The organism is Formosa haliotis, from assembly GCF_001685485.1.
In the GTDB taxonomy this organism is placed as follows: Bacteria; Bacteroidota; Bacteroidia; order Flavobacteriales; family Flavobacteriaceae; genus Formosa; species Formosa haliotis.
The window spans coordinates 1775265-1797233 of the sequence record NZ_BDEL01000001.1 but is presented as its reverse complement, the minus strand read 5'-3'; the positions used below and the strand labels follow the sequence as shown (position 1 = coordinate 1797233).

18 protein-coding genes are annotated in these 21969 nt (G+C 35.9%); 6 read left to right on the top strand and 12 right to left on the bottom strand.

All coding sequences use genetic code 11. From position 1 onward, the window contains the following. From cobA to A9D35_RS07160, 5 genes are read right to left on the bottom strand one after another with little or no spacing between them, the layout of a single operon-like run. Nucleotides 1–810, bottom strand: a complete 810-nt coding sequence (gene cobA / locus A9D35_RS07180) for a uroporphyrinogen-III C-methyltransferase (protein WP_235817867.1) — start codon at nt 808–810, stop codon at nt 1–3. Beyond that, the gene (locus A9D35_RS07175) at nt 807–1391 is read right to left on the bottom strand and encodes a molybdenum cofactor guanylyltransferase (protein WP_066220945.1); all 585 of its coding nucleotides are present in this window, start codon (nt 1389–1391) and stop codon (nt 807–809) included. Before A9D35_RS07175 ends, cobA begins: the two co-directional genes overlap by 4 nt. Then, complete coding sequence (locus tag A9D35_RS07170; RefSeq protein WP_066220942.1) at nt 1391–2137, bottom strand: sulfite exporter TauE/SafE family protein; 747 nt, start codon at nt 2135–2137, stop codon at nt 1391–1393. Before A9D35_RS07170 ends, A9D35_RS07175 begins: the two co-directional genes overlap by 1 nt. Further along, on the bottom strand, nt 2124–2462 hold the full coding sequence (locus A9D35_RS07165; RefSeq protein WP_066220941.1) for a winged helix-turn-helix domain-containing protein: 339 nt from the start codon (nt 2460–2462) through the stop codon (nt 2124–2126). Before A9D35_RS07165 ends, A9D35_RS07170 begins: the two co-directional genes overlap by 14 nt. Further along, nucleotides 2452–3636 (bottom strand): molybdopterin molybdotransferase MoeA, encoded by a 1185-nt coding sequence (locus A9D35_RS07160; RefSeq protein WP_066220938.1) that lies wholly within the window; start codon nt 3634–3636, stop codon nt 2452–2454. The genes A9D35_RS07165 and A9D35_RS07160 overlap by 11 nt, the downstream gene beginning before the upstream one ends. A gap of 238 nt (nt 3637–3874) precedes the next feature. Between A9D35_RS07160 and A9D35_RS07155 the strand changes: the two genes are divergently transcribed. Next, on the top strand, nt 3875–5089 hold the full coding sequence (locus A9D35_RS07155; protein ID WP_066220936.1) for a metallophosphoesterase: 1215 nt from the start codon (nt 3875–3877) through the stop codon (nt 5087–5089). A gap of 767 nt (nt 5090–5856) precedes the next feature. Then, nucleotides 5857–6267 (top strand): arsenate reductase family protein, encoded by a 411-nt coding sequence (locus A9D35_RS07150; RefSeq protein ID WP_235817866.1) that lies wholly within the window; start codon nt 5857–5859, stop codon nt 6265–6267. A 107-nt stretch (nt 6268–6374) separates the two neighbouring features. Here the strand turns inward: A9D35_RS07150 and A9D35_RS07145 are convergent, their stop codons facing one another. The 5 genes from A9D35_RS07145 to deoC all read right to left on the bottom strand — a co-directional run bounded on the left by A9D35_RS07145 (nt 6375) and on the right by deoC (nt 10625). After that, nucleotides 6375–6848 carry a nuclear transport factor 2 family protein gene (locus A9D35_RS07145; RefSeq protein ID WP_066220933.1) on the bottom strand — a complete coding sequence of 158 codons (474 nt, stop codon included), beginning with the start codon at nt 6846–6848 and terminating at the stop codon, nt 6375–6377. An 819-nt stretch (nt 6849–7667) separates the two neighbouring features. Beyond that, nucleotides 7668–8072, bottom strand: a complete 405-nt coding sequence (locus A9D35_RS07135; protein WP_066220928.1) for a hypothetical protein — start codon at nt 8070–8072, stop codon at nt 7668–7670. A gap of 275 nt (nt 8073–8347) precedes the next feature. Further along, on the bottom strand, nt 8348–9223 hold the full coding sequence (locus A9D35_RS07130) for an NmrA family NAD(P)-binding protein (protein WP_066220925.1): 876 nt from the start codon (nt 9221–9223) through the stop codon (nt 8348–8350). Between the two features lie 9 nt (nt 9224–9232). After that, on the bottom strand, nt 9233–9928 hold the full coding sequence (deoD, locus tag A9D35_RS07125; protein ID WP_066220922.1) for a purine-nucleoside phosphorylase: 696 nt from the start codon (nt 9926–9928) through the stop codon (nt 9233–9235). Between the two features lie 40 nt (nt 9929–9968). Next, nucleotides 9969–10625 carry a deoxyribose-phosphate aldolase gene (deoC, locus tag A9D35_RS07120; protein ID WP_066220919.1) on the bottom strand — a complete coding sequence of 219 codons (657 nt, stop codon included), beginning with the start codon at nt 10623–10625 and terminating at the stop codon, nt 9969–9971. Nucleotides 10626–10820: 195 nt separating this feature from the next. Here deoC and A9D35_RS07115 point away from each other — a divergent pair, with 195 nt between their 5' ends. After that, nucleotides 10821–13253 (top strand): glycoside hydrolase family 2 TIM barrel-domain containing protein, encoded by a 2433-nt coding sequence (locus A9D35_RS07115; protein WP_066220917.1) that lies wholly within the window; start codon nt 10821–10823, stop codon nt 13251–13253. Nucleotides 13254–14010: 757 nt separating this feature from the next. On the opposite strand, the gene A9D35_RS07110 is transcribed toward A9D35_RS07115, so the two are convergent. Together A9D35_RS07110 and A9D35_RS07105 are read right to left on the bottom strand one after the other, a co-directional pair. Further along, a complete protein-coding gene (locus A9D35_RS07110) occupies nt 14011–14853 on the bottom strand; it encodes a VOC family protein (protein WP_066220914.1) in 843 nt (280 codons plus the stop codon). 1814 nt (nt 14854–16667) lie between these two features. Beyond that, nucleotides 16668–17345 carry a YiiX/YebB-like N1pC/P60 family cysteine hydrolase gene (locus tag A9D35_RS07105; RefSeq protein WP_066220911.1) on the bottom strand — a complete coding sequence of 226 codons (678 nt, stop codon included), beginning with the start codon at nt 17343–17345 and terminating at the stop codon, nt 16668–16670. 105 nt (nt 17346–17450) lie between these two features. Here A9D35_RS07105 and A9D35_RS07100 point away from each other — a divergent pair, with 105 nt between their 5' ends. The 3 genes from A9D35_RS07100 (at nt 17451) to A9D35_RS07090 (ending at nt 21883) form a co-directional block, all read left to right on the top strand. After that, nucleotides 17451–17966, top strand: coding sequence for an adenine phosphoribosyltransferase (locus A9D35_RS07100; RefSeq protein ID WP_066220909.1), 516 nt, complete (start codon nt 17451–17453; stop codon nt 17964–17966). Nucleotides 17967–18648: 682 nt separating this feature from the next. Continuing rightward, nucleotides 18649–20193: an arylsulfatase gene (locus A9D35_RS07095; RefSeq protein ID WP_066220907.1), complete on the top strand. Its 1545-nt coding sequence runs from the start codon at nt 18649–18651 to the stop codon at nt 20191–20193. A gap of 172 nt (nt 20194–20365) precedes the next feature. Further along, nucleotides 20366–21883 carry an arylsulfatase gene (locus tag A9D35_RS07090; RefSeq protein ID WP_066220902.1) on the top strand — a complete coding sequence of 506 codons (1518 nt, stop codon included), beginning with the start codon at nt 20366–20368 and terminating at the stop codon, nt 21881–21883. Nucleotides 21884–21969: the final 86 nt, after the last annotated feature.

The window sequence follows — 21969 nt, the reverse complement described above, 5'->3', positions numbered from 1 at the left end:
TTATGCGGTTATAGGTTCTATGTCTAAATTCTGATATATAAAATCGTCTTCCATAAACTGTTCGTTAAAATAAGTAAGCAAACTTTTATGCCCGTTTACAACCTCGCCAATAATGATAATAGCAGGCGATGATAATTGTTTTTCGGCCACTAAATCCACTATAGTACTCATGGTTCCAATAGCTTGTTGAGCTTCTTTTTTTGTACCGTTTTGAATGATTGCTACAGGCATATCTTCACGATTGTTGGCTTTGTAAATGTCTGCGATTTCCGACAGTTTAGACATCCCCATTAAAATGATGACTGTAGCGGTAGATTGTGCTGCTAACTTTACATCGGTCGACAATGTACGACTAGAAGTTGTACCGGTAATGACCCAAAAACTTTCTGACACACGGCGTTTTGTAACTGGTATCCCTACAGATGCAGGTACGGCAATCGCAGAAGTAATACCTGGTATAATGGCAGTTTTAATTCCGAAACCTTCTAAATAATCGGTTTCTTCCTTTCCGCGACCAAATACAAAAGGATCACCGCCTTTTAGTCTTACTATTTTACCATATTTTTTAGCATAACTCACCAACAAATCGTTAATCTGATCTTGGGTATAACTGTGGTTGCCTTTGCGTTTTCCAATATATAATTTTACAGCATTGGGTGCATGGTCTAAAATCTCTTCATTCACTAAAGCATCGTATAATACGGCTTTAGCTTTTTTTAGCGCTTTCACGGCTTTTAAAGTTAGCAAATCAGGATCTCCAGGACCAGCGCCAACAAGTGTAACTTTGGGTTGCATTTCTGTTTTTTTCATGATTCACTTTGTATTAAGGTTTGCAATTCGTCTTTGGTGTTTATATTATAAAGGGCTTTAAAATCTTTCGAAGCCACTTGTATGCGATGAAAAGTAGAGTCTTGTATTAAACTCATTAATTTTAAATGATTTCGATTAATAGCATTTTCAAACTTGGGTAGATTGTTTGTGCTATACATACCAATTAATGGGTAATCTCGTGTGCTATCGGAAACAAAGGCGATGTCTGAATTTATCACTTTTGAATTGATTAAATAGCGTGTTAAAATATGGGTAGAAATCATAGGGATATCGCAACTTAAAATTAAATTTTGCTGCGTACTAGTATGTTTTAGTGCGGTGTGTATACCTCCAACAGGCCCCTTATTTTTATGTATATCTGCAATTAACGGATAGTTATAAATGCTATAATCTGTGTTTTCAGTAATTAAAAATATCTGATTCGAAATGGGTTTTACTGCATCTAAAATCCATTCTATAAAAGGCTTTTCATTAAACACGACCAAACCCTTTTCTGTTTGCATTCTGGAACTTTTTCCACCGCAAAGAATATAGATTGATATGTGTTTTTTAGTTTGCATTAAAATAGAAATAATTTAAATGATGCTAATATTAAAACGAACGATAACACGTAAGTTAATTTTACGTTTGAAAACTTCTGGCTGCCATACATCGCGCCTAAGGTTCCCCCGATAATTGCAAAAGGAATAAGGTAAAACGATTCGGTTGGGAAACTTTCGTTTTTTAAAAGAAACCCGATGATTCCCGAAATAGAATTTACAAATATAAATAGGGCAGAAACAGCTGCCGATTCTTTAGTGTTTCCCCAAGCCAATAGTAAAATAATGGGACTTAAAATAATTCCGCCTCCTATGCCAATCATTCCAGAAAATAGTCCAATACCACAGCCAACAAGTAAAGCTAAGGGGATATTAATAGGTTTCTTTTCGGTTTGCTCTTTTCCGAAGACACCTAAAATCCGTAATACTGCAATCACTAAAAACACTCCTAATATTTGTTTGTAAAGAGTGGTGTTAATAGATAAATACCCTCCAATAAAGGCCGCAGGAATAGAGGTTATGGCAAAAGGATAAAATAGCTTCCAATTAAAATGTTTATTCTTTTTAAAATACCAAAAGGAAATACCGCTAACAAAAATATTAAGCAATAAAGCGGTTGGTTTTATTACTAAAATAGGGAAGGAGAATAGCGCCATTAATGCTAAATATCCGCTTGCACCACCATGCCCTACAGATGCATATAAAAATGAAATGCAGATAAGGATGATGGCAAATAGAATAAAAAAGTTGGTGCTAAGAAACTCCATTAGTATTTAATTTAAATTCGGTATTTAAAAAGGTTTCACATTTATCATTAAGCTGTTCAAAATCGTTAATTAGCTGTTTTCCATAAGTGGTTAAAACAGAGCTGCCTCCAGATTTTCCGCCTATATGCTTAACCAATAAAGGTTGTTCGGCTAATTGCTCCATATCGTTTAATAAATTCCATGCCTTTTTGTAAGACATGTTTAAAGCTTTGGCTGCAGCAGTTATAGAATGTTCACTGTCTACTTTTTTTAGCAGTTCAACCTTACCATAGCCTATAAAAGGCTTGCCGTCTTTTTCTATCCAAATTCTGCTTTTAACTTCCATGGCCGTCTAATTTTATACAGGTTATTGTGTCGTTTATCGCAATGTTTTCTAAATTTTCTGGAATTTTTACTAAGACATTACTACTTGCAAATGCATGTAGCATCGAGGATTGCTGACCCTGCAAAATAGTCACATCCTCGCCGTTGTAATACGCTTTTAAAAATAACGTTTTACCTGTGGTGTTTTTAAATGCTGTGGCAGATTTTGCCTGAATTTGAGGTAAATGATAAGCTGTTAATCCAGAGAATTTTTTTAATATAGGTAAAACATATACGTAAAAACAGGTAAGTACAGAAGCCGGATTTCCTGGTAGCGCAAAGACAAACTGATGGTCTTTTTTTCCGAACCAAAGTGGCTTTCCTGGTTTCTGATTTAACCTATAAAACATCTCATCTACATGATTTTTATCTAGAGCCTCTTTTACAAAATCGTAATCTCCTACAGAAATTCCTCCCGAAATAAGAACGATGTCGCTAAATTTTAGTGCTTTTTTTATGCTTTTTCTAGTTGCTTTTAAGGTGTCTTTTGCTTTAAACGTTTTAATGTCGTTAATACCAAACCGCTTTAAAGCCGTTTGTAGCATTACAGCATTACTCTCGTAAATCTTACCCGGTTTAAGTGGTTTACCTGGTTTTTGTAATTCATTACCTGTAACTAAAATCGAAATTTTTGGAGGTAAATAAATGGCAACTTTTGTAAGCCCTAAACCCGATAAAAACCCTATAGCGGCTTCATTTAAAACACTTCCTTTTTTTAATACTATATCTCCTTCTTTAACCTGCTCGCCAATCGGTCTCACATTAGCGCCTTTATTGGGCATTATGTTAATGCTTAAATCGTGTTCTATTTTAGACACATGTTCTTGCATGACTACGGTGTCGGCTTGGTCTGGTACTTTAGCTCCAGTAAAAATTCGAACCGCTTCAAAAGGCTTTAAGCTTAAATCTTGAGCATCACCAGCCTTTGCTTCATCAGTTAATGTGTATTTTGCGCTTTCACTCCAAATAATAGCATAACCATCCATGGCCGATTGTCTAAACGACGGCATGTGTATGGGAGCCGTAATATCTTCGGCTAAAATACAACCTAGACTTTTCGCTATTTTTACTTTTTTAATGCGATTTGGCACTACTGTCGTATCTATTATATGTAAAGCTTGTTGTACTGATATCATGTTTTAAACCGTTATGTCTTGTCGAATATAACGAAATAAATTCAATTAAAAATAGCTGTATAGTTTTTTTGTGAGTGTAATAAAATTTTGAGGTTTGTATTTCATAATTATGTGTAAATAGGGTGAGATTTTATTAAATTATTGACCAATTTCGAATAGAGTAAGGTTCTGTTTTGATTGCGTTAGTTTGTTCTTGCTTTAAGTAGTATTTTTATACTTCCTAAAGTATTCTACTATTATGAAGTCGTATTCGCTTTCAGTTATTTTATTGTTATGTCTTGCTATATTGTTGGTCGATGCGGTGACGTTTTATTGGATTCAGGCCATACTAAAATACATTCCTTCTCCTGTGTTTAGAACCATAATAAACGGTGTGTTTATCTTTTTTTCATTGGGGTTGGTAACAGCAATTATTGTACTTAAATTACGATTAGATCATATCGATGTGAAACGAAAACAACTGTTAATCTCGTCGTTTTACGGTATTACAGTGGCATCGTTTGTGCCTAAAATTATTTTCGTGATTTTTATAAGTATTTTCACCCTATCGCATACTGCGTTTTCTAAATCAGACCAGCTTTGGCTCGTCGCTGTTTTAGGTGTTATAGCGTGGTTGTTACCATTTTTGGCTATAGTATATGCGGTTTTTAAAGCGGTATATAATTTTAAAACCTATCATGTTACGGTGCATCATACCGATTTGCCAAAAACTTTCGAAGGCTTACGAATAGTACATATTTCAGATTTGCATTTGGGAAGTTTAAACTACCGCTATAAAGTGCTAGATCGGGCAGTAGAAATTATCAATAATTTAAAGCCCGATGTGTTGTGTTTTACGGGCGATTTGGTAAATAATTATGCTTGGGAACTAAAAGGTTGGGAATCTAGTTTTTTAAAACTGTCTCCCAATATTAAAAAGTATGCTGTTTTAGGGAATCATGATTATGGCGATTATAGTTTATGGAAAACGGAAGCAGAGAAAGCTGCAAATTTAGATGAGGTAAAACAGTTTTACGATACTATAAATTTTAAGTTGCTCTTGAATACATCTGATGTGATTTCAAAAAATAACGAACATATTCATATTGTAGGTGTCGAAAATTGGGGAATTCCGCCATTTAAGCAATATGGCGATTTAGAGAAAAGTTTAGCACATGTAACCGAATCCGATTTTAAAATATTGATGTCTCACGACCCTACACATTGGAGCGAAGAAGTTGTAGCGCATACCAATATTGCCTTAACACTCGCTGGCCATACGCACGGGATGCAGGCAGGAATTAGAATTAGGAATAAAAAATGGAGTCCAATAAAGTATAAATACAAACATTGGGCAGGCTTATATAAAGAAACAAATCAGTATTTATATGTCACCAGGGGCTTGGGCTGGTTAGGGTTTCCAGGACGATTAGGAATGCGACCAGAAATTACGGTACTCACGTTAAAACGATAGAAGAGGATGGGTTGGTTTGTTTTTTGGAGTCAGGAGTCTAGAGTCAGGAATAAGGACGGGTTGGTAGATTTGAAAATGTTATGATTTGAAGATTTGAAGATGAGATTCCTTCTGCCGTCGGAAAGACAAATCGAAGTGTCATTCAGAACGAAGCGTAGTGGAGTGAAGAATCTTATTTTAAAAACTAGATTTTAGAACCAGGACTTAGGACGGATTCGTTGGGTTGAAAATAATTAATCGGAGCGTCATGCTGAACGTGTTTCAGCATCTCATCCTGGTTACAATTCGTGATCACTCAGTGAGACCTTGAAACAAGTTCAAGGTGACGATTTGGGTTAATTAGAAGATGTTAAGATTTGAAGATTTGAAGATGAGATTCCTTCTTTCGTAGGAATGATAAAACGAAGTGTCATTCAGAACGAAGCGCAGCGGAGTGAAGAATCTTTTTTTTAGAAACAAGATTTTAGAACCAGGATTTAGGACGGATTCGTTGGGTTGAAAATAATTAATCGGAGCGTCATACTGAACGTGTTTCAGCATCTCATCCTGATTATAATACGTGCTCACTCAGTGAGACCTTGAAACAAGTTCAAGGTGACGATTCGTATTATAAACGAGATCTGTTATTTAGCGCAGAGGGCATAGAAGAGAAGTCTCTATTTTGTACAAAATACTTGCTTTCTCTAATACCGTAGAAAATGAGGTTAGTAGCAGAATTGGCTTGAAAAATTAACAAATTAAAGTAAAATATATAAAAACATTAAATTATGAACATTATGGGAGTTTTAGCAGAAGATGAAAAGCAAATGACATTAATTTATAATTCGGAAACCTCTATCGGGAAACAAACCTTGGCTTATGCCGAAGCATCCGATAAAAAATTATTGAGTATAGATATTTCGAAAACAAAAATTACTGGCACGCAGTGGGCAGAAATTGCATCGCATTTGGGTACAACTATACCAAGTTTAGTAGATGAAGAACATCCTAACTTTGTAAAAAACTACGGAGATGACTATGTCAACCTTAGTGAAGAAGACTGGATTAAAGTTTTGCAAAATCAGCCTGAAGTTTTAACGGGCTGCATTGTTATTAATGGTAAGGAAAGTGTGCTTATTACAAATCCTTCAGATATTGTTAAATATTTAGGAGTCGATAGTAAAGAGATTGAAGACTAATGGAGAATCCTTGAGTGTTTGTCTATTTCTTAAGGGAATCATTAGAACATGGTGTGTTCAAATGACATGGGTTTAGGCTGAAAAATTTGATGTAAATTAAACTGAACTTACTTTGAAGTTTTCTCGATAAATCGATCTAGGTTTTTGTTCGTCGTTTCTTGAATTTTATGTTTCATAAAGGCCGTCCATCCTAGTAAATATCCTGGTACACCCATAGCTTGTTTGGTCCAAGTCCACAAGTCGAACGTGTCTATATGCTCTATAATTTTACCATCTTTAAATTTAAAATTGGCATGGACACGATTTGTGACTTTCCGTTTTTTATCACCATAAAGATAGGTCGCAACCCAATTGGCAGAACCACATTCTGTAGTGGCTTGCACATCTTGAAAGGTAATTATGGTGGTTTCTTTTTTCTGAGACAGTAACATCTCCCACATTTTAAAAGCTCTTTCTCCTTTTAGCTTTCCAAAAACAGGGTCCTGAAAAACAACCTCCTTATGGTAACATGCCAACATGCCATTTATGTCTCCGTTAGAAAAAGAAGTGTAGAATTTCGTGATTAAATTTTCAGTCTGCATTGTATGAGATAGTTAAATATGGTGATTCATTGAGGTTCAATGATGTTTTTAAGGCAATTCCTGTAAAATATAATCAAAAATGTAAAGCATAATCATTTACTTCTTTGGTTCTTACTAGGTGTTTTTGTCCTCTTTTTTATTAAAATACCCGCTGCACTTATTAATAATAGACCACAGTAGATAGAGTTGTTTTCTAAATCACTGGAAGACATTACTCCAGCAAAAATTGTTGAGAACAAGATAATAATCATTTCTAACCAATCAATTTTAAATCAAGTTTTATATACCATGTTTTTGTTTTTTAAACTACTTTAAGATAAGTAGTATAATTTAAATTAAAGTGGCATGAAGTTTTTAGTAGCAGGTTGTAACCTGCTATTAGGTTTTTGGTAACTCTAAGCTGGTATCTCACTATGCCTATGTAAAATGTCTAAGAGTTTTTCCGTGTCCGAAGAATCAATGTTTTGTAAGTTAAAGCCCGCGGATTTTTTGCTTTGCCTAGAAATAATTAAGGTGTTCTTAATAATTTCAGCACCGGTAATCTGCTCAAAAGCTATACTCTTATGCTTAAAGACCGTGTTGAGTTTTATAACAATCCCTTTTTTGTTCCATTGTACAGCGTTTTTAAACCAAAATAATCGTCCATTTAAAACCATTAGCAGAAACATTCCAATTAAATAAAAGGTTTTATAAAGTTTAGGGTTTTCTAGATGGAAAGGTTCTATTACGGCAATAAGTAGACAAATAACTAAAGTTATAGTTAACGTTAAATGTATTGGGTTTTTATCGATTCGAATGAAGTGAATACGGTTCATAATTTTAAACTAAGTTCGTTTTTATTTGAAGTTGTTCTATAACCGACTTAAGTTTAGATAGGTCTGATTCGCTTATTGATGACAGCTGAATTTTCATAGATGTAGAAGTTGTCTCAATACTATATTCTCCTGCAAAATGTTTCACTTTAATAATATCCGGAATGTTTATACGTTTCGGGAAAGGTGCATACCTGCAAATAACATCATTATCAATAGTAATATACGGCTTAAATCGCTCGAAATAGTATATAAAAAAATATAATAAAGACAGTATTAACCAACCATATTCCAGTAGGTTTAAGGAGTTGTCTTCAGAAAATATAAGTTTCACTATAAAGAAAAGTGCCCAAACAATCCCTGAAAGTAAGTTAAAGTTAAATCGCTTTTTCTTGTGGTTTATTGTAATCATTTAAATAAGGAATAACCGATTACTTAGAAGGCGAAAAATAGTTTTTATAGACTTGAAATAATTTTGAAAACGAAACTAAAATTAACACAGAAATCGCAATATTTTCTTTTGAATAATACTCGCTTGGAAATTATCAGTAACAGAAAGCACTAACAAAAGTACCCCTAGTAGCCAAAACGAAGTAAATAATATTACTTGTTTTTTAGTTGGGGTTTTTATCCATTTATTTAGAGTTGCAACCATAACTATCCACATTTTTGTCCTCTACTAATTTACTAAAAATTTACAAACTGAGCGCGTTCTCTTTTAATAAAATCACTTAAAAGTGTTGGTTGTTTTCCCGTGAGTTTAAAATAGGTGTCAGACCGTTGTGGTGCTTTTTGGAATCGGGGTAATGTATGCAAAAGCGTCATAACTATCGCATAATCTTTAGGAAGCCCTGCTTTTCGTTTTTTGAAATAAAACCGAAAGGGGTTAACTGAAATGAATTTTAAACCTTGATTTGTAAGGCTATTGATTTTCGAGATAACCTCGGGGAAACTCTTGTTTTCAGTCCCAGTAATGTCGAAAGCCTGATTGGCATACTCCTCGAAAGATTTAGCAAAACAAGCCACGGCTTCTCCAATATTTTTTACATCGACCCAATTAAATTTTGCATCTCCCGAAGGTAAGGTGATAGAGTTAGTAGCTTGGATTTCGGGGCTTAAGGTCGTGATTAGATTTTGCATAAAATAGCTCGGCCTCACAAAGATATAATTGAAATTAAAGGCTTTAATTAGCATTTCAATTTTATGATGCGGAATCACTTTGCTGCTCTCCACACCTTGTACAGATAAAAAAATGATATTGCTAATATTTTGTGATTTGGCAGCTTGTAACAGCGGTTTAAACACAGCATTCACATCCGAAATTTGAGGTGGTCTTAATAGAAACAGGATGTCGATATTCTTAAAAGCAGCGTTAAAAGTGGCTTCTGTTTCAAAATCGAATTCCGAATATTCTAATTCCGGATAGGTAGCAAGCTGTTGTTTGGCTTTTTCAATAGAGCGTACTGCTGCAATAACTGTAAAGTCTCGAGGTGGTTCACTTAGAAAATGAATCACTTCGCGTCCAATATTTCCTGTCGCTCCTGTAACTAGAATCCGTTTCATAAGCCATGTTTAAGCTAAGTCTAATGCAATTTTAATCATATCGTTAAACGTGGTTTCACGTTCTTTAGCGGTGGTATGTTCTCCGGTAACTAAGGAGTCCGAAATGGTTAGTATGGCCAAGGCATTCACCTTGTGTTTTGCGGCCACGGTATATAATCCGGCAGCTTCCATTTCTACACATAGTACTCCAAAATCTGCCCATTTTTTATACGAATCGAAATCGTCGGCATAAAATTCGTCGCTCGATAATACATTTCCGGCTTTTATAGGAATGTTTTTGTTTTTAGCAACGTCTACAGCCCGTTGAAACAATTCGAAACTTGCAGTTGGGGCAAAATCTGCTCCTAGGAAACGAGTTTTATTAATTCCAGACGACGATGCCGCCATGGCTATAACAATATCGCGAATGTTTATATTTTTTTGATACGATCCGGCGCTTCCTACACGGATTAAATTTTTAACACCAAAATCGGTAATAAGTTCTGTAGCATAGATTGATATGCTCGGGATACCCATACCTGTACCCATCACCGAAATACGTTTGCCTTGGTACGTTCCTGTGTATCCAAACATATTTCTAACCGTATTAAAACATACGGCATTTTCTAAATAATGTTCAGAAATCCATTTGGCACGCAAAGGGTCTCCTGGTAATAAAATGGTTTCGGCAATAGCTCCTTTTTCGGCTTCAATATGTATGCTCATAGTTTAAATATTACTTAGATTCCTTAAAATACAAATTAATTTATTGTTGGGCATTGTAGGCTTCAACTATATCTACACCAGACGAGGTTCCGATACGGTCGGCACCCGCTTCAATAAATTGTAAGCAAGTTTCTAAATCTCTAATACCGCCAGAAGCTTTTACTTTAGCTCGGCCGTTTGCCGTTTCTTTCATAAGTTTTACTGCAGACAAGGTGGCACCGCTAGCAGAAAATCCAGTTGAGGTTTTTATAAAATCTGCATGTGCTTTAATACTAAGTTCGCTGGCTTTTATAATTTCGGCATCAGACAATTCGCTAATTTCAAAAATTACTTTTAAAGGTACTGTTCCCATACAAGCTTTTACGGCTTTAATGTCTTCGAGTACCATTTCAAAATCTTTGCCTTTTAACATGCCAATCTGTAAAACCATATCAATTTCTTCGGCACCTTGGTCTATTGCCATTTTAGTTTCGAATACCTTAGTTTCTGTGGTTACGGCACCTAGCGGAAATCCGATAGTCGCACACACTTTTACATCAGAGCCTTTTAATAAGCTTTTTACAAAGGGTACATAAAAACTATTAACGCACACCGAGTAAAAATTATATTTAAGAGCTTCATTACAAAGTTTTGTAATATCTTCCTCGGTTGCAGACGATTTTAAAAGCGTATGATCTATGTATTTCGCGATATCCATGATTTCGATGTTTAAGAAATTATCAAGTAAAAATACAACGAACTAGAGGCATTTTAAACAGTTTTAATGAATAAATAACTAAAAAGGCGGTTTTTTTAGCATGAAATCGTTTGATTTAATACTATTTTGATGTTTTAAAGACGAAGCAAATTTGGAAGTTATATCTTTGTTTTTCACTCATAAAAGATTCTAATTATGAAAAGTTTTAGAGCATTTTTAGTATTGTTTTTTAGTTTTCAGGTCTTAATACACGCACAAACACGAACAATTCAAGTTTTAGAACAGGGTTGGAAATTTAATAAAGGGCATCAAACAAATGCTTATAAAATCGAGTTCAACGATTCAAAATGGGAAAGTGTAACTGTGCCTCACGATTGGGCAATCTATGGTCCGTTTGATAAGTCTATAGATAAGCAAAATGTAGCCATAATTCAAAATGGTGAAAAAGAGGCAGCCGAGAAAACAGGACGAACTGGAGCTTTACCCTTTATAGGAACAGCCTGGTATAGAAATACATTTTCTGTGCCTCATTTTGAAAAAGGTAAAAAGGTGATTTTGCTCTTTGAAGGGGCTATGAGCGAACCTAGAGTGTATTTAAATGGAAAGAAAATTGGTGAGTGGGCGTATGGGTATAGCTATTTTTATTTCGACATTTCAGAAGATCTAAGTACAGGAGAAAACACCTTAGCTGTAGAAGTCTCTAATCCAGAGTTTTCTTCGCGCTGGTACCCAGGTGCGGGCTTATACAGAAAAGTATCTCTAATTGTTAAAAACAAAGAAAGTATAGACCAGTGGGGAACATTTATAACCACCCCTTACGTTAGTAAAACTGAAGCTCAGGTGAATGTTAAAACAAAAGCTTCGGGTGATGGTATTTCTTTGGTAACCAAAGTTTATGATGCCGATAAAAATGAAGTAGGAGCGAATAACAGTACTACGCAATTTGGAAATCAATTCGATCAGAATATAAAAGTATCTAATCCAAAATTATGGAGCCCAGAAACACCATATTTATATACGGCGGTATCTCAAATTTATGTTGGGAAGGTATTAAAAGATGAAGTAGTTACACGATTTGGTATTAGAGAAATAGATTATACTGCCGAGCACGGATTTCAGTTAAATGGAAAAACTACAAAGTTTAAAGGCGTGTGTTTGCATCACGATTTAGGTCCGTTGGGGACTGCAATAAACACAGCAGCTTTACGGCGACAGTTAACAATTTTAAAGGATTTGGGAGCTAATGCAATTCGAAGTTCGCATAATATGCCGTCTTTAGAGCAATTAGAGTTATGCGATGAAATGGGATTCCTTTTTTTAGCTGAAAGTTTTGATGAGTGGAAAAAACCAAAAGTAGAGCATGGTTACCATCGTTTTTTTGATGACTATGCAGAAAAAGATATCGTGAATTTAGTGCATGCTACAAGAAATCATCCAAGTGTAGTAATGTGGAGTTCGGGAAATGAAGTGCCAGACCAATGGGGTGCGGAAGGTGTCAAGCGCGCGAAATGGTTGCAAGAGATTTTTCATCGTGAAGATCCTACACGTCCCGTTACCGTAGGTATGGATCAGGTAAAAGCAGTTATGGAATCTGGATTTGCATCACTTTTAGATGTGCCAGGCTTAAATTATCGTGTGCATTTATACGAGGAAGCTTACGAGAAGTTTCCGCAAGGGTTTATTTTAGGGTCAGAAACCGCTTCAACGGTTAGTTCGCGTGGTATTTATAAATTTCCAGTAGAAAAGGCAGCGATGAAAATGTATCTTGATTTTCAAAGTTCATCTTACGATTTAGAATATTGCAGTTGGTCGAATGTGCCCGATGATGATTTTGTCATGCAAGACGATAAACCTTGGGTTATTGGTGAATTTGTTTGGACAGGTTTTGATTATTTGGGAGAGCCAACGCCTTACGATCATGTATGGCCGTCTCGGAGTTCTTACTTCGGAATTTCGGATTTAGCAGGGTTGCCAAAAGATCGGTTTTATTTATATAGAAGTCGATGGAATACTGACGCAGAAACCTTACATATTTTACCGCATTGGAATTGGGAAGGACGAGAAGGGGAAATAACACCGGTGTTTGTCTATACGAATTACGATAGTGCCGAATTATTTGTCAACGGAAAAAGTATGGGCGTACAAACCAAAAATAAAAGCACACCACAAAACCGGTACCGTTTAATGTGGATGGATGTTACTTACGAGCCAGGAACGGTAAAAGTTGTGGCTTTTGATAAATCAGGACATGCGGTGGCGGAAAAGGAAATACATACTTCTGGAAAGCCCTATGAAATTGTATTGACTCCAGATCGTAAAACCATTCAAGCAGATGGAAAAGATTTGTCTTATGTTGAGGTTTCTGTTGTCGACAAAAACGGTATCCCATGTCCGACAGCTACAAATCAATTACAATTTAAAGTTAAAGGTAAAGGCGGAGTTTATCGCGCTTCCTGCAATGGGGACGCCACTTCTTTAGAACAGTTTCATTTACCAACTATGAAATTGTTTAGTGGGAAATTAGTAGTGCTTGTTCAAGCCACACAGAACCCGGGAGATATTATTCTAGAGGTAAAAGGAAAGGGTTTAAAAACAGGGAAAGTAGAACTGACATCTGTTGAAGAATAAAGTGAAGTGTTTAAATGAGAACCATAACTACAAATTTTGGTTGTTAGTTGATTGATGCCATTTGTTAGTTCTCAGTTTTCATTTTTCATGAGATTGTTAAACTTGTATTTATCCGTCTTTAATCCTGGCTCTAAAATCTTGTTTCTAGAAAAAAAAGATTCTTCACTCCGCTGCGCTGCGTTTTGAATGACACTTCGGGATATGGTCTTAAACCAACCAAAGCGTTAACTATTAGTTGGTTTTAATATGGTCCATCGAAAAAGTATCGTAAAATGAGCAACGCAGTATCCGTAAAATTTTAGGCTGTTTGAGCCAAACGTATTTTGTATGTAGTTTTAATCATTCTAGGCGAGTTCCTAAAATTTAGGATGCAAGTATATCATTTAGATGCTGTTTCGTAATCCTAGACTTTTTTGTTACTTTTTGGGGCAATGCCAAAAAGTAAAGAGTTCTTTTTTTTTAGTCTATTGATAGGAACTGGGGTTATGGGATCATGGAACATTATGCCTAGTGGAATGTAGGAATTCAGTAAGACGCTCCGATTGTTATTCCGACGATAGGAGGAATCTCATCTTTAAAACTTCAAATTAACCCAAATGGTCACCTTGAACTCGTTTCAAGGCCTCATAACGTGAGTACGTGTTATAAATCAGGATGAGATGCAGAAAGGAGTTCAGCATGACGCTCCGATTGTTATTACGAGAAAAGGAGAAATTTCATTTTCAATTCAACCAATCTTGTTTCTTTTAAATAAAAACTACGCTTTCAACAAGGTTTCAATATTAAACTTCTTCATTTTTAGAAAGGCTTCCATTACTTTAGGAGCGCGTTCCGGATCCTGCATTAAAGATTCTAAAATCGTTGGTACAATTTGCCAAGACACTCCGTATTGATCTTTTAACCAACCACACTGACTCTCCTCTCCGCCTTGAGTTGTAAGGGAATCCCATAAAAAATCGATTTCTTCTTGTGTGTCGCAACTAACTACAAAAGATAGCGCTTCATTAAAATCGAAGTTGTGTTTTTCAGGGCTACTCATGGCATTGAAAATATTGCCATTTAGTTTAAATTGAGTAAATAGGGTTGTGTCTTCCGGAATTTCGGGAGATTGTGATTCGTAGGGTGCAGACATTAAGGGCATGGAATTCGGGAAAACCGATTGGTAAAAAGAAGAAGCTTCTTCAAGCTTAGCGAATTTAGTGCCGGTAAATAATAAAGCAGGTACTATGGTTTGAGTTGAATTAATTGGGTCTACATCTAATTGCCAAGACACGCCAAATTTGTCTTTTACCCAAGCATATTTTTGGTTCCATGGGTAGGCTCCTAAAGGCATGAGGATAGAGCCATCTACAGTTAACTGTTTGTAAAGGCGTTCTATTTCGGCATCGGAACCGCAATAGACAAAGAATGAAATAGATTCGTTAATTTTAAATTTCGGACCGCCATTTAACCCCATAAAACGCTTCCCGTTGATTTTGAAATTTACGAGCATATCGTTTTCCGAAAGGATTTCGGAGTCATTAAACACGGTACAGTAAAAATTGGCAGCTGCTTTGGCTTCGGTATTAAACCATAAGCATGGGTAAATTTCTGTTTGCATTGTTATTTATTTGTTGTTGTTATTCGACAATTTTGGTTTTCTGTTTTCAGGTAAAGCGGTTCATCGTATCTTGTAAAGAAATAATCTTTTCTTCAAATTAACCCAAATGGTCACCTTGAACTCGTTTTAAGGTCTCATTATGTGAGCACATGTAATAATCAGGATGAGGTGCTGAAACGAGTTCAGCATGACGTTCCGATCTAATGTATCCAAATTACTACATTAATCCATTTTCAAATCAACCAATCCGTCTTTAATCCTGGCTCTAAAATCTTGTTTCTAAAAAAAAAGATTCTTCACTCCGCTGCGCTTCGTTCTGAATGACACTTAGATTTGTTCTTCCGACGATAGGAGGAATCTTATCTTCAAATCTTCAAATTAACCCAAATGGTCACCTTGAACTCGTTTCAAGGTCTCACTGAGTGAGTACGTGTTATAAATCATGATGAGATGCTGAAACGAGTTCAGCATGACGCTTCGATCTAATATATCCAAATTGCTACATTAATCCATTTTCAAATCAACTAATCTGTCTTTAATCCTGGCTCTAAAATCTTGTTTCTAAAAAATGATTCTTCACTCCACTGCGTTGCGTTCTGAATGACACTTCGATTGTTATTCCGACGATAGGAGGAATCTCATCATCAAATCTTCAAATTAACCCAAATCGTCACCTTGAACTCGTTTCAAGGTCTCATTACGTGAGCATGTATTATAATCAGGATGAGATGCTGAAACGAGTTCAGCATGACGCTCCGATCTAACATATCCAAATTGCTACAATAATCCATTTTCAAATTAACGTATCCGTCTTTAATCCTTGCTCTAAAATCTTGTTTCTAAAAAAAAAGATTCTTCACTCTGCTGCGCTTCGTTCTGAATGACACTTCGATTGTTATTCCGACGATAGGAGGAATCTAGTTTTCAAACCTTCAAATTAACCCAAATCGTCACCTTGAACTCGTTTCAAGGTCTCACTGAGTGAGTACGTGTTATAATCAGGATGAGATGCTGAAACGAGTTCAGCATGACGTTTTGATCTAATATATCCAAACTACTACATTAATACATTTTCAAATTAACGTATCCGTCTTTAATCCTTGCTCTAAAATCTTGTTTCTAAAAAAAAAGATTCTTCACTCTGCTGCGCTTCGTTCTGAATGACACTTCGATTGTTATTCTGACGATAGGAGGAATCTAGTTTTCAAACCTTCAAATTAACCCAAATCGTCACCTTGAACTCGTTTCAAGGTCTCACTGAGTTAGCACGTGTAATAATCAGGATGGGATGCTGAAACGAGTTCAGCATGACGTTTTGATCTAAAATATCCAAATTACTACATTTATCCATTTTCAAATCAACCAATCCGTCTTTAATCCTTGCTCTAAAATCTTGTTTCTAAAAAAAGAGATTCTTCACTCCACTGCGCTCCGTTCTGAATGACACTTCGATTGTTATTCCGACGGTAGGAGGAACCTTATCTTCAAATCTTCAAATTAACCCAAATCGTCACCTTGAATTCGTTTCAAGGTCTCATTATGTGAGCACGTGTAATAATCAGGATGAGATGCTGAAACGAGTTCAGCATGACGTTTTGATCTAATGTATCCAAATTACTACATTAATCCATTTTCAAAACAACAATCCGTCTTTAATCCGGGTTCTAAAATCTTGCATCTAAAAGGAGATTCTTCACTCCGCTGCCCTTCGTTCTGAATGACACTTCGATTGTTATTCCGACGATATGAGGAATCTCATCTTCAAATTATTACATTGCTACATTAAACCATTGTTACATCAACCTATTGTTACATTAAAACAACGTCTTACTCGGCTCTCCAAAATGGTGCACGATGTCTATAAATGGTGATTGCGACATGCCTCCGGGGTTTAATCCGGGTTCGCCTTCTGGGATGGGTTGGCCTAAATCTTTAAAATAGTCTTCCCAAATTTTATAGGTTTCTTTCGTGTCTGGCGCTTTAAATGTCATGGGTTGTTCTTTAAAAATAGGTGTGTTATGGTTAGCCGCTTTAAAGGCTAGATGAATCAATTCGGAGCAATAATACCGATCGTTGTTAATATCGAAAACAGCATCGTATTGGGCATTCATTTTAGAATGAATAAAGGCAATCGCATCAGGAATAAGCGCTTTATATTTTGGTTTTAATCGGCCAACTAAAACTTTGGGTTTGTTATGAGCATCAAAACTTCGGTTTAAAAACGAGTCTAATGATGTTAATACCACACCTGCCGAGATGGCTTCCATCACTTTTAAATCGCCATTTTCATCTTTCATTACTAAGCCAACATGCGAAAAGTTATAATTGTCTACACTTTGCGTTACGGCTTCTATAGCGTCGCAAAACGGACCGCAGTCGCTATCTTGAAACAGCAAATCGCCTTCTTGTAATTTGAAATCAGTTTGGATTTCGCAAGAGAAAAAAAGCAGGGTAGATAAAAATAGAGAGCAGATTAAAGTGATTTTATTCATGGTGATTTTATAGAATTCACACAAAAATAAGAAAGTAAATGTAGTAAATGGAAACTGTTGGCTTTTCTATGAATTAAACTAAAACCCTTTTTTTATATTTGAAACATGAAAACTATAGAAGCTTACATTCGAGATATTCAGGATTTTCCGAAACCAGGCATAGTGTTTAAAGATTTAACACCCTTATTAAACAATCCAGAAGCTACTGCTTTGTGTTTAGACGCTTTATTAGCACAAATAGGAGACAAGCCTGTAGACAAAGTTGTGGGTATGGAAGCTCGGGGATTCTTTTTCGGGACTTTACTCGCACAGAAATTAAATGCAGGATTTATTCCGGTTAGAAAACCAGGGAAATTACCAAGTAAAACTATTTCTGAAACTTACGCTTTAGAATATGGAACCGATGTTTTAGAGATTCATGAAGATGCTATTAAAGCAGGCGATCGCGTTTTAATTCACGACGATGTGCTGGCCACTGGAGGTACGGCAGAAGCCGTTTGTAAATTGGTAGAACGTTTGGGTGGAGAAATTGTGCAGTGTAATTTTATTATGCAATTAGATTTTTTGAATGGTAAAGATCGTTTAGAGCCTCACGTTGTACGTTCGGTTTTGCGGTATTAATTTTTTTGTGTTTTTGAAGGAATAGATGGTCTATTCTATATTGTTACATGTTTTGGTTTATTCTACTGAAAAACAATAAGCTATGGTGAGGTCTAGGTTGTAGTTTCAACTCTTGTTTTTTTAATTTTTTATCGGGTTATAGATTTGTCTGGAGCCTTGTTATTGGGGTTTAAATCGTGCTTGGTTCGTGTTTTGTTCGGAAGAGGTCCCTATTTTGGTATATAAACCCGAACCGTTCCCGAAGGAGACTCGAACAAGACTCGAACAAAACCTCCTTTACGAACCAACTTTAAGTCCGGGGCAACCATACCCGGTCATAACAGGTCAGTTTGTGTCATAGTGTGTCACCATGTGTCAAATTTTTTAGGTACATCCAATACAATACGTTGGTGTTTTTTTCGGTTCAGTGGCGTTGTTTCCTAGGAAATTACTTTTGTACTGATCGTCGATAATATACTAAAGGTGTATCACCGATATTAAATGTTTAAAATTTCCGATTTAACCTATTGGTAACACGCAAACTAAGGTGGTTTTCTCATTAGTTTTTATGTTTGTTTTTGTGTTTCAAGCGAATTTATTCCAGTTACACACATTTTTTTGCTGTTTATAGTTTAATTAAGTGTAATTATCTAATTTTTCGTATTTTAATACAATTCTTCAACACTAAAATCAATTAAAACCTATGAAAAACAATTTACTTTTAAAACTAATTGGTGTTTTATTGCTAGTGCCATTAGTTACAAATGCGCAAAAAAAGCCTAATATCGTCGTAATAATGGGAGACGATGTAGGGTATTGGAATTTAAGCTATAACAATCGTGGAATGATGGGGTTTAAAACTCCAAATTTAGATCAACTTGCCGCCGAAGGAGCAATTTTTACAGATTATTATGCAGAGCAATCATGTACAGCAGGACGAGCTGCTTTTATAACAGGACAAATGCCTGTAAGAACGGGAATGACAAAAGTGGGCATTCCAGGATCTAAATTAGGGATTCAAAAAGAAGATCCAACCTTGGCCGAAATGTTAAAACCTCTTGGGTATGCAACAGGTCAGTTTGGTAAAAATCACTTAGGGGATTTAGATGAATTTTTACCTACCAATCACGGTTTCGATGAGTTTTATGGAAACCTATACCATTTAAATGCAGAAGAAACGCCAGAATTAGACGATTACCCTAAAAACCCAGAGTTTCGTAAGCAGTTTGGGCCAAGAGGCGTTATTAGATCTACAGCCGATGGAAAAGTAGAAGATACAGGGCCATTAACTAAAAAACGTATGGAAACTGTAGACCAAGAGTTTTTAGATGCAGCCAAAAAGTTTGTCGATAAAAATGCAAGTAAGCCATTTTTCTTATGGTTTAATACAACTAGAATGCATTATGTAACGCATCCGCCAGAAGAATATAAAGGGAAATCAGGGTTGAATTTTTATGCAGATGGTATGATTCAGCACGACGATCAGGTAGGACAACTTTTACAATATTTAAAAGACAAAGGGCTAGAAGAAAATACTATTATAGTGTATACTACAGATAACGGTCCGCACTTTAATATGTGGCCAGATGGTGGTATAACGCCATTTAGAGGTGAAAAAAACACAAACTGGGAAGGTGCATATAGAGTACCATGTATAGTAAAATGGCCTAATAAAATTCCGGCTGGTTCGGTTGTTAACAATATAGTGGCAGGGAACGACTGGGTACCTACTTTAATGGCGGCTGCAGGTGTAACCGATATTAAAGAGAAATTAGCTTCAGGATATAAAGGGTATAAAGTGCATCTAGACGGTTATAATTTATTGCCATTTTTAACTGGAGAGAAAAAAGAATCTAAGAACGAATACGGTGCCACAAACTGGCCAAGACGAGAATTTTATTACTGGAATGATGATGGACAGTTAGTAGCCATGCGTTACGACCGTTGGAAATTAGTATTTATGGAGCAGCAATCATCTAAATTTGGCGTGTGGATGTATCCATTCGTGCAGTTACGTGTACCTTTAATTTTCGATTTACGTATGGATCCGTTCGAGCGCGCTCAACATAATTCTAATAACTATTACACATGGTTAGAAGAACATATTCAATTTTTAGGAGGAGCTTCTCAAGCTTATGCTGGAAAAATGATTTCCTCTTTTAAGGATTATCCACCAAGACAAAAACCTGCTTCATTTAATTTAGATGAAGTTATGGCGTCGTTTATGAACATTGGAGAAGGGAAATAGAATATTTAAGTAAATTTTTACTAAGTCGAAACTCAAACTTAATTTGAGTAGAAATAAAGCATTTGTAGGAATTTTTTTCCGTCAAATTGCTAAGTATACTTAGTAAGTTTTGTATATTAGTCGGAACACAATGTGTATTTAATCAGTTTAATCATTTAAAATTAAGACCTTTATGAGGAAAATCAATTTTTTTAAAGCGCTCTTAGCCTTCTTCGTTGTGGGGAATGCTTTTGCGCAAAACAAACCCAATATAGTAGTATTTTGGGGGGATGATGTAGGTATGTGGAACATTAGCGCATACCACAATGGAATGATGGGTGGTACAACACCTAACATAGACCGTATTGCTAATGAAGGTGCTCTGTTTACAGACCACTATGCACAACAATCGTGTACTGCGGGGCGTGCATCTTTCATTTTAGGACAGCACCCATTTAGAACAGGATTATTAACTATTGGTATGCCAGGATCTAAACATGGTATTAACTCTGCCGATCCAACTATTGCTGAATTATTAAAACCACTAGGATACTCAAGTGGACAGTTTGGTAAAAATCACTTAGGTGATCGCGACGAGCACTTACCAACAAATCATGGTTTCGATGAATTCTTCGGAAATTTATATCACTTAAATGCAGAAGAAGAGCCAGAAACAGAATTCTATCCTAAAAACCCAGAATTTAGAAAAAAATACGGGCCAAGAGGTGTGCTTAGATCTACTGCCGATGGTAAAGTAGAAGATACAGGGCCATTAACGGTTAAGCGTATGGAGACTGCCGATACAGAATTTATCGATGCCGCTTTAAAGTTTATTGAAAAGAATGCTAAAGCTAAAAAACCATTCTTTGCTTGGGTAAACTCTACACGTACGCACGTATGGACACACTTATCTGACAAGTACTTACACAAATCTGGTTACGGTTTATATGCTGATGCTATGATGGAATTAGACGATGGTGTTGGTCGTGTATTAGATAAATTAGACGAATTAGGTATAGAAGATAACACGATTGTTGTATTCTCTACAGATAACGGTGCTGAGAAGTTTACTTTCCCTGACGGTGGAACAATTCCATTTAGAGGAGAAAAAGGAACAACTTGGGAAGGTGGATTTAGAGTGCCTGCTATGGTAAAATGGCCAGGTCATATTAAGCCAGGAACGGTCATTAACGATATTTTCTCTCAAGAAGACTGGATGCCTACCTTATTAGCGGCAGCTGGAAATCCTAACGTTAAAGAGGAATTATTAAAAGGTAAGTCTTACGCTGGTAAAACTTTTAAAGCACACTTAGATGGTTACAACCAATTACCATTATTAACAGGAGAGCTTAAAAAAGGTGAAGGTTTAAGACACGAGATTTTCTATTTTGATGCTGCAGGAAACTTAAATGCATTACGTTACGACGATTGGAAATTACACTTCTCTATTATGGAAGGGTCTATTAACGAAGCGTATAGAAAATCACCATCTTGGCCAATTATCTTAAACTTAAGAAACGATCCGTTTGAAGTATCTATGGACGCTGCATTATACATTAGAAATTATGCAGACCAAATGTGGATGATGGTACCAGCTCAAGATTATGTTGGTAAATTCTTAGGTACATTTAAAGAATTCCCTCCAAGAAAAGGAAGTTCGTTAAGTATAGATAAAGTAATCCAAACTTTACAAACACCTACAAGAAACTAGGTCTTAATGCTAAACATATTAAAACAGGTATTGTTATTTAACAATGCCTGTTTTTTTATATATAACATTCAGATTAGCAAAAGGTA